Genomic DNA, 9,524 nt, shown 5'->3' on the forward strand with positions numbered 1-9,524 from the left:
CAGCCGCTCCTGCGCGCGTTTCTGCATACGTGGCAGGAGCGGGTCACGCCGTCTTTGGCGCCGTGGCGGTGTCATCCGAATCCCGCACTACCGGTAGATCATTTGGGCCGCCCCTGCACGGGGACTGCCGGAAAGCCGGACCACGGCAAGAACCAGCCACCCCTGGCGCCTACAGGCTGTGAGCAGGCTCTCGAGCCGCGTGCGTCTGGGCATAAGCCTCTGGCTTGCTGCGCAGCATATTGCGCAGCAGGGCGATGAACAGGCCGAGCATGCCACCGAGCACCAGCCCCAAGGCCAGAATCAGGGCCTTCTTCGGCTTGATCGGTTGCAGGGGCTGCATCGCCAACTGGTCGATCATGGCCAGCTTCAGCGCTGACACATCGACATTGAGGTTACGCAAGCGCGCAGCCTCTTCACGCCAGTTGGCCAAGTCCTTGAGAAACAGGTCTTCGTCTTCCCGTTTGTTGAGCACTTCGATCTGCCGATTGTTCGCCAGCAGTTGCAGTTCCTTGGCGATCTGCGCGACACGCGGCTCGGTGAAGTCGTCGGAACGGCGTTGCAGCAAGGCATTGCGTTCGGCCTCGAGCGCTTCGCTGCCCATGAAATAGAGCGGTATCTGCTGGCTATTGACCTCGGTGCGGATCACGCTGCCCTGCGAAACCCGCTCGCCCTCGCCCAGAGCCGAAGGGGTGGTCGGCTTGACGATGCCGAGGGTCTTGGCGATGCGTATGGACTCATCCAACTGGGCAATCCGGTTGTCGCGACGGGTCTTGAGCTGCTGGCGCAGGGCTTTAAGCTCATCCTGCAACTGCGCACGCTTGAGGCTGTCGGCCTCGAGCAGCTTGGCGATTTTCGACTCTTTGCTCGCTTCATAGCTGGCACGCGCAGCAGCTATCTGCAGCTCGAGCTGGTTCAGGCGGTTCTGAACGAGCACGGCCAGGTCGGTGGCAATGCGCTCGCGCTCTAGCTGAACGCTGTGCTCGACCAAACCGTTGACCAAGGCGACGCCATTGACGCCCTCGGGATAGCTCAACTGGATGCCGACGTAGGCACTCAGGCTGTCGGTCTTCTTCGGGTCGGGCTGGAGCATCTTGAACGCTTGCTGATTGAAGCTTTCAAAGGTCTGCTCGAGGCTGCGATTCGGGTGGCGCAGGCTCTCGAACAAGCCCTGGTTGGCGCGAAAGAACTCGAGACGGGTGTCGTAAGACTCCAAGCTAGCACCGACACGCTGCAGGGCCTTGGCTGGGGTCAGCGTATATACGCCGGTGCGGTTAAGCGCATCGAGGTCTTTGATCAGTGCCGGACGCAGCACGCTTTGCACCTGGTATTGAGGCGTCGCCAGGAAGGCATATGCCGCCGCCAGCAGGCCGACCAGCAGTGTGATGGAGACAATCAGCAGCTTCTGCTTCCAGAGCGCGCGAAACAGCGCGGCCAGGTCGATTTCATCACTGGGGGTTTGTGGTGTCGCCGGGGAAATTGCATTCACGATCAAGATCCATCTTCAAAAAGGGCATCACTAATGCGCCAGCAGGCAGACAACGATCCTTGGGCTTGCTTTCCGCTGCAGCCATTGCCTGGGGGCATGTGGCATCGGGGCTTGCGCCAATCCTGCTAGCAGCGATTGCGCGGCATTGTGCCAGCAGCGTATGGCATTGCAAGACTTGACAGCGGTCTGCCTTCATGGGCGGATGGCCGGTCGCCTGGTGACGCCTGACACAGCCCGTGTGGGCCCTGAGCCGCAGGGGTCAGCCAATGCGCAGGGGGGTGCAAATAATTGTTCACGCGTTTCCACGCCACTTACGGGAACCGCTTGGGCACCCTGCCCCTTCATTGCCTATGGACGCCAAGCGTTCGTTCTGCAGGAGTGATGGTGCGAGCTGCTTGGGTAGGATGTGGTTGAGCACAGCGATACCCATCGGTAATCAATAAATCACGTCACCGCCGATTATGGTTATCGGCAGTAAACGCACGTCTGCCGCTGATACGGGCTGTTATTCGAAGGTGATGGGTATCGCTGCGCTCCATCCTGCGCGGCCCGGCGGATCACCGCCCGACGGATCGCCGCCCGCACCATCCTGCGGTCGCGTATTGGATACTGGGGTTTGTTGCGCGACAGCAGCCTGAATGAGTTCCGGCGTGATCCGAGGAGTTGATCTAGCCAACCACGCTCACACCGTTTGCTTTTTAGGGCGCAGTAAATTGCGCAGCAAGGCTGCGAAAACACCGAGCATCAGGCCCACCACCCCACCCAAGGCGATGATCAGGGCCTTCTTCGGCTTGACTGGTGCGAGCGGTTCGAGTGCGTGCTGATCCAGCCGCACCAGCTTCAATGCGCTGGCATCGAAGTTGATGCCCTTGAGTTGTGCCGCCTCCTGGCGCCATTCGGCCAGATCCTTGAGGTAGAGGTCTTCGTTCTGGCGCTTTTCGAGAATTTCCACCTGGCGGTTGTGGCCCAGCAGCGTCAGCTCCTTCTCGATCTCGGCAATTCGCGGCTCGATGAAGTCGTCCGAGCGGCGTGCGCTCAACGCCTCGCGCTCGGCCTTCAAGGCTTCGCTACCCATGAAATAGAGCGGAAGTTCCCGGCTGCTCACTTCGGTGCGCACAACTTGCCCCTGGCGCAGCGTGTCGGACATGGATGAGGGTGTGGTGGGCTTCTGGATGCCCAGCGATTCGGCAATCTGGATGGATTCGTCGAGAAGCGCGATGCGCGACTGGCGCCGGGTTTTCAATTCGGCGCGCAAGGCTTGGAGCTCGTCCTGCAACTGGGCGCGGGTCAGGGTGTCCTGCTCGAGCAGAGCGGCGATCTGTGCCTGCTTGCTCGCGTCATAGCTGGCCCGTGCCGCTTCGATTTTCTGCTCGATATTGAACAGACGATTGGCGATCAGCACCTTCAGGTCCGAAGCTATTCGCGCCCGTTCGGCTTCCAGCACGAAGGTGACCAGGCCGTTGACCACCTCCACCCCCTCCACGCCCCGCGGGTAGGTCAGCGACAGGCCGACAAAGTCGCTCTGGCCATTGGCTTTCTTAGGGTCGACTTGCAGCATGGTGAACGACGTTCGATTGAACGCTTCAAACGCCTGTTCCAGCGAACGCCCCGGCTCGATCAGACCACCGAAAAGCGCCTGATGATCACGAAAGAACGCCAGGCGGTTTTCATAGGAGGAAAGCCCTGCGCCTACGCGTTTTAGCGCCTCGCTCGGGGTCAGCTCGTAGACGCCGGTACCATTCAATTCATCGAGGCTGCCGCGATCGACCGGACGCAATACGCTCTGCACCTGGTAATGCGGCGTGGCCAGAAACGCATAGGCAGCCGCCATAACAGTCACCAGGGCGGCGACAGCCAGGATCAGATACTTTTGCTTGAACAGGGATTGAAACAGTTCGACCAAGTCGATCTCGTCATCATGAAAGGATCGCGGCGATTGGTCTTGCATATCTGGGGACGCTCCGAAGCAAACAGTTTTCTATTGCTCGTCCCTAAGCAGCCTGCTGAAGCCATTGCCGGGCCAACAGATTTGGTTTCCACATACATCAAGAAGAAATATGGCAGCCTTTTCCAAGTAAAGTTCAGCACACCCTGAAATTTGCGCGGAGCCGTGCAAAAAACAGTTAATTCGTGACTGAACTGCGCATCGCGCTGAAAAAGCGGGCTAAAAAACGGCTGCCTAGGGACCACTCACACGAGTGAAGAGAGATCGCCCGTCGTCCAGACGCCGCGCTGTCGCGCAGCAAACTGGGGGCAATCGTGTCTGTCGGCTTGTGGGTACCTGTAGGAGCGGCCGGGCGGCGTTCCGCTTCAGCCGCGAAGCTTTGCTGCGCCGCGAAGAATTCGCGGCTAAAGCCGCTCCTACAATAATCAATATAATCAATGAGATATGGGTTTTTGATGAGAGAGGCATCGATCCGCGACTGTAGGTGTCACTCGGTGCAGCTAGTGCACCGTGGGTGCGGTGGTGCGGCGCAAAAGCTGGCGGGTTGTCGCTGCGCTCCGATCGGAACGCCGCCCGGACCGCCCTACCCGCAGGCAGTGCACCATGGGTTCGACGGCGCGGCGCAGAAGCTGGCAGGCTGTCGCTGCTGAATGCTGATGCGCTTTTACAACCGCTGGCACGACGAAATGCGCTAGGACAGAACAGGCACAGCCCTACTCGTCTTCATTGACCCGATCGCGCAGCTCTTTGCCCGGTTTGAAATGCGGGACAAATTTGCCGTCGAGGCGAACCGAATCACCCGTTTTCGGGTTGCGCCCAACACGTGGCGCGCGGTAGTGCAGAGAAAAACTGCCGAAGCCGCGGATTTCAATGCGGTCACCCGTAGCCAAAGCCTGGGACATCTGTTCCAGCATGGTTTTGATGGCCAGCTCGACATCTTTGTTTGAGAGCTGCCCCTGGTGGGTGACGATCCTTTCGATCAACTCCGACTTGGTCATGTTTTTCCCTTCTTTTTCAAGCGGCTAGATCACTCGATAGAATGGTTTTAGCACGCTGCCCAGCATTTGAACAGCCCGAAAAACAGTAAGGGTCGGAGCGTTCCGCTTGGCTGCGAAGCTTTTGCTGGCCGTCTGTGAGGTTTTCTATGTTTCGGAGAATTCGCGGCTGAAACGGAACGCCGCCCGGCCGCGCCTACGCGTGCGCCAACCCGGGCGGCGATCCGCATTGCCACGAAGCCAATCGTTCCCTGTAGGAGCGGCTTTAGCCGCGAAGCTTTTGCTGGCCGTCTGCGAAGACTTTCTGTGTTTTGGAGAATTCGCGGCTGAAGCCGCTCCTACACCGCTCCTACCAAATAACCCGTATCTCATTGAATTTATGCATTGTTGCGCTTTTTGTAGGAGTGGCTTTAGCCGCGAAGCTTTTGCTGGCCGTCTGCGAAGACTTTCTGTGTTTTGGAGAATTCGCGGCTGAAACGGAACGCCGCCCGGCCGCTCCTACACGTCAGCAGATTATTGGCAATCTTCACCCCGCGAGTGACCGGGTGGCGAGCGGTTTGGCCGCGAAGCCAATCGCCTGCTATACCCAAATCGACTCCGTGATCTTGAGGCAAGGGAATGCCCGAATCTGTCCTCTCTCAAGCGCACCGTTTGCGCAACGGCCGCTTTTCCGAGCCGGGCCGTATATATCTGCTGACCACCACCGTGCAGAACCGGCAGCCGCTGCTTAGCGAGTTTGCCGTGGGCCGTTTGTTGGTGAGCGAGCTGCGCGCTACCCATGAGCAAGGCTGGGTTTCATCTCTGGCCTGGGTGGTGATGCCGGATCACCTGCATTGGCTGGTCAGACTTGAGCAACATTCACTGGATGAGTTAATGCAGCGCATCAAAGGCAAGAGTGCCTGGCAGATCAACAGTTATCTGGGACGCCGAGGGCCACTCTGGCAGCGCGGCTATCACGACCGTGCGCTACGTCGGGAAGAAGACCTTCAGGCCATGGCCCGCTATGTAGTGGCCAACCCACTGCGGGCGAGACTGGTCAACCGGATGGGTGACTATCCGTTGTGGGATGCCATATGGCTGTAGAAAACTTTTGTCGCTGTTTTTGAACCCGTATCAGCGTGCGCGCCAATCGTTCCCGTGGGAGCAGTCGGGCGGCGTTTCGTTTCCGCTTCTCGTAGGAGTGGCTTTAGCCGCGAAGCTTTTGCTGTCCGGCTGCGAAGATTTTCTGTGTTTCGGGGAATTCGCGGCTAAAACGGAACGCCGCCCGGCCGCTCCTACATGCGCGCTAATCGTTCCTCGTAGGAGTGGCTTTAGCCGCGAAGCTGTTGCTGGCCGTCTGCGAAGATTTTATGTGTTCCGGGGAATTCGCGGCTGAAGCCGCTCCTACAACGAACCGCGCGCCCCGCTCCTGTGTGTCCTTATCCGGTGGGGGGTTACTGCACCAGTTCCTGTTCGCTGAACATGTCGCTGAACAGCATGCTGCTCAGGTAGCGCTCGCCGGAATCGGGGAGGATGACCACGATGGTTTTGCCTTGCATGGCCGGTTCGGCGGCGATGCGCAGGGCCGCGGCCATGGCGGCGCCGCAGGAGATGCCGCAGAGGATGCCCTCTTCGCGCATCAAGCGCTGCGCCACGGCCTTGGCGTCTTCGTCGCTGACCAGTTCGACGCGGTCGACCATGGCCAGGTCGAGGTTGTCCGGCACGAAGCCGGCGCCGATGCCCTGGATCTTGTGCGGGCTGGGCTTGAGTTCTTCGCCGGCGATGGTCTGGCTGATCACCGGCGAGCCGATGGGTTCGACCGCCACCGAGAGAATCGCTTTGCCTCGGGCCTGCTTGATGTAGCGCGACACGCCGGTGATGGTGCCGCCGGTGCCGACGCCGGAGACCAGCACGTCGATGGCGCCAGCGGTGTCGTTCCAAATTTCCGGGCCGGTTGTGGTTTCGTGGATCGCCGGATTGGCCGGGTTGTTGAACTGTTGCGGCATGAAGTACTTGGCGGGGTTGGCGGCGGCGATTTCCGCAGCGCGCTCGATGGCGCCTTTCATGCCCTTGGCCGGCTCGGTCAGCACCAGTTCGGCGCCCAGGGCCTTGAGCACCTTGCGCCGCTCCAGGCTCATCGAGGCGGGCATGGTCAGCAGCAATTGGTAGCCGCGCGCCGCCGCGACGAAGGCCAGGCCGATCCCGGTGTTGCCCGAGGTCGGTTCGACGATGCACATGCCGGGCTTGAGCACACCCCGCTCCTCCGCGTCCCAAACCATGCTGGCGCCGATCCGGCACTTCACCGAATAGGCCGGGTTGCGCCCTTCGATCTTGGCCAGGATGGTGACGCCCGCCGGACCGAGGCGGTTGATCTTGACCAGCGGGGTGTTACCAATGGTTTGTGCGTTGTCTGCGAAGATGCGGCTCATGGCGGTGTCCTTGTGCTTTGCGGCCGGGAGAAACTCTGAAGCCTATGATGCTCAGGCTCGGTCGTCCAGCGCGGCGAAACTGGTTCGCAGCTCCAGCTGACTGCAGTGACGAGCAAAGCGTGACTCGCCATTCAGTGACTGAATGGCGCGTCTGCGTTCACAGTCACCGGGACTGCGCGGTATAGTCGCCTTTTCAAATACTGAACCCGCGGGTATTACCCGGCACGTTACCGTTCGAGGATTTACCGATGAAGTTCGAAGGCACCCAGTCGTATGTCGCCACCGACGACCTCAAGCTGGCGGTCAACGCCGCCATCACCCTGGAGCGGCCGCTGCTGGTCAAGGGCGAACCCGGTACCGGCAAGACCATGCTCGCCGAGCAACTGGCCGAGTCCTTCGGCGCCAAGTTGATCACCTGGCACATCAAGTCCACCACCAAGGCCCATCAGGGCCTGTACGAGTACGACGCGGTCAGCCGCCTGCGCGATTCGCAGCTGGATTCCGACAAGGTCCACGACGTTCGCAACTACATCAAGAAGGGCAAGCTGTGGGAAGCCTTCGAGAGCGATGAGCGAGTGATCCTGCTGATCGACGAGATCGACAAGGCCGACATCGAATTCCCCAACGACCTGCTGCAAGAACTCGACAAGATGGAGTTCTACGTCTACGAGACCGACGAGACGATCAAGGCCAAGCTGCGCCCGATCATCATCATCACCTCGAACAACGAGAAGGAGCTGCCGGACGCCTTCCTGCGCCGCTGCTTCTTCCACTACATCGCCTTCCCGGACCGCGTGACCCTGCAGAAGATCGTCGACGTGCACTACCCGGACATCAAGAAGGATCTGGTGGCCGAGGCGCTGGACGTGTTCTTTGACGTGCGCAAGGTACCGGGCCTGAAGAAGAAGCCGTCCACCAGCGAACTGGTCGACTGGCTCAAGCTGCTGATGGCCGACAACATCGGCGAAGCGGTGCTGCGCGAGCGCGATCCGACCAAGGCCATCCCGCCGCTGGCCGGCGCGCTGGTGAAGAACGAGCAGGACGTGCAGCTGCTCGAGCGCCTGGCCTTCATGAGCCGCCGCGCCTCGCGCTGAAAATCGCCCCAGGGACCGCTGCGCGTCGGCCATGCTGCGTTGAGGCCAGACTCGGAATGCTCATTTACAGTCGTAAACTCCGCTTCCTCGTCTGCCCTCGCCTAGCCTGGCTCTAGCTCGCAGCCCCTGGAACGTTTTTTGGAGTCAACGATTACACGAGGATGCAGCCATGCTGCTCAACCTGTTCAATGAAATGCGCGCGGCCAAGGTGCCGGTGTCGGTGCGCGAGCTGCTCGACCTGATCAACGCGTTGAAGCACAACGTGGTGTTCGCCGACATGGACGAGTTCTACTATCTCGCCCGCGCGATCCTGGTCAAGGACGAGCGCCATTTCGACAAGTTCGACCGGGCCTTCGGCGCCTATTTCAAGGGCCTGGAAAACCTCAACCAGCACATCGAGGCGTTGATCCCCGATGAGTGGTTGCGCAAGGAATTCGAGCGCTCACTGAGCGACGAGGAACGCGCCAAGATCGAATCCCTCGGCGGCCTGGACAAGCTGATCGAGGAGTTCAAGAAGCGCCTGGAAGAACAGAAGGAACGCCACGCCGGCGGCAACAAGTGGATCGGCACCGGCGGCACCAGCCCGTTCGGCTCCGGCGGCTTCAACCCGGAAGGCATCCGCGTCGGCGATGCCGGCAAGCGCCAGGGCAAGGCGGTCAAGGTCTGGGACCAGCGCGAGTACAAGAACCTCGACGACCAGGTCGAACTGGGCACGCGCAACATCAAGATCGCCCTGCGCCGCCTGCGCAAGTTCGCCCGCCAGGGTGCCCAGGACGAGCTGGACCTGGACGGCACCATCGACCACACCGCCAAGGACGGCGGCCTGCTCAACATCCAGATGCGCCCGGAGCGGCGCAACACGGTCAAGCTGCTGATCCTGTTCGACATCGGCGGCTCGATGGATGCCCACGTCAAGGTCTGCGAGGAGCTGTTCTCGGCCTGCAAGACCGAGTTCAAGCACATGGAGTATTTCTACTTCCACAACTGCGTGTACGAGTCGGTGTGGAAGAACAACCTGCGCCGCAGCTCGGAGCGTTTCTCCACCCAGGATCTGCTGAATAAATACGGCGCCGACTACAAGGTGGTGTTCGTCGGCGACGCGGCCATGGCGCCTTATGAGATCACCCAGGCCGGCGGCAGCGTCGAGCACTGGAACGAGGAGCCGGGCTACGTGTGGATCAAGCGCTTCATGGAGAAGTACAAGAAGCTCATCTGGATCAACCCCTACCCCAAGGACGCCTGGGGCTACACCGCTTCGACCAATATCATGCGCGAGCTGCTCGAGGACAAGATGTACCCGCTGACCCTGCAAGGCTTGGAAGATGGCATGAAGTTCCTGTCCAAGTAACGCAGGCAATTCAACATGTGGCCCGTAGGGCGGCCTCGGAGCGCAGCGACAGCCCGCCAGCTTTGCGTCGCACCGCTTAACCAATGGTGCACTGCCTGCGGCGAGTGACACCCTACGGATTGCGGATTGCCTCAGGTCCAGGGATGGTTACGAATCGTAGGGCGGCCTCGGAGCGCAGCGACAGCCCGCCAGCTTTTGTGCCACGCCACCGAATCAATGGTGCACTGCCTGCGGCGAGTGACACCCTA

7 protein-coding genes are annotated in these 9,524 nt (G+C 60.5%); 3 read left to right on the plus strand and 4 right to left on the minus strand.

Features of this window, described 5'->3' with window-relative positions:
• Positions 1 to 169 precede the first annotated feature (169 nt).
• From ABZE94_RS17495 to ihfB, 3 genes are all read right to left on the minus strand, one after another.
• On the minus strand, positions 170 to 1,486 hold the full coding sequence (locus ABZE94_RS17495; RefSeq protein ID WP_372876896.1) for a Wzz/FepE/Etk N-terminal domain-containing protein: 1,317 nt from the start codon (positions 1,484 to 1,486) through the stop codon (positions 170 to 172).
• 682 nt (positions 1,487 to 2,168) lie between these two features.
• A complete protein-coding gene (locus tag ABZE94_RS17500) occupies positions 2,169 to 3,434 on the minus strand; it encodes a Wzz/FepE/Etk N-terminal domain-containing protein (protein WP_372876898.1) in 1,266 nt (421 codons plus the stop codon).
• Positions 3,435 to 4,144: 710 nt separating this feature from the next.
• Positions 4,145 to 4,429: an integration host factor subunit beta gene (ihfB, locus tag ABZE94_RS17505; protein WP_172149193.1), complete on the minus strand. Its 285-nt coding sequence runs from the start codon at positions 4,427 to 4,429 to the stop codon at positions 4,145 to 4,147.
• A 615-nt stretch (positions 4,430 to 5,044) separates the two neighbouring features.
• Between ihfB and ABZE94_RS17510 the strand changes: the two genes are divergently transcribed.
• A complete protein-coding gene (locus tag ABZE94_RS17510; RefSeq protein ID WP_372876900.1) occupies positions 5,045 to 5,509 on the plus strand; it encodes a transposase in 465 nt (154 codons plus the stop codon).
• Positions 5,510 to 5,859: 350 nt separating this feature from the next.
• Here the strand turns inward: ABZE94_RS17510 and cysK are convergent, their stop codons facing one another.
• Positions 5,860 to 6,834 carry a cysteine synthase A gene (cysK, locus tag ABZE94_RS17515; RefSeq protein ID WP_372876902.1) on the minus strand — a complete coding sequence of 325 codons (975 nt, stop codon included), beginning with the start codon at positions 6,832 to 6,834 and terminating at the stop codon, positions 5,860 to 5,862.
• A gap of 248 nt (positions 6,835 to 7,082) precedes the next feature.
• Here cysK and ABZE94_RS17520 point away from each other — a divergent pair, with 248 nt between their 5' ends.
• Complete coding sequence (locus ABZE94_RS17520) at positions 7,083 to 7,928, plus strand: AAA family ATPase (protein ID WP_372876904.1); 846 nt, start codon at positions 7,083 to 7,085, stop codon at positions 7,926 to 7,928.
• A gap of 169 nt (positions 7,929 to 8,097) precedes the next feature.
• The gene (locus tag ABZE94_RS17525) at positions 8,098 to 9,276 is read left to right on the plus strand and encodes a VWA domain-containing protein (RefSeq protein ID WP_372876905.1); all 1,179 of its coding nucleotides are present in this window, start codon (positions 8,098 to 8,100) and stop codon (positions 9,274 to 9,276) included.
• Positions 9,277 to 9,524 lie beyond the last annotated feature (248 nt).

The sequence above is a fragment of the Pseudomonas sp. genome (assembly GCF_041601375.1).
Classification (GTDB): Bacteria; Pseudomonadota; Gammaproteobacteria; order Pseudomonadales; family Pseudomonadaceae; genus Aquipseudomonas.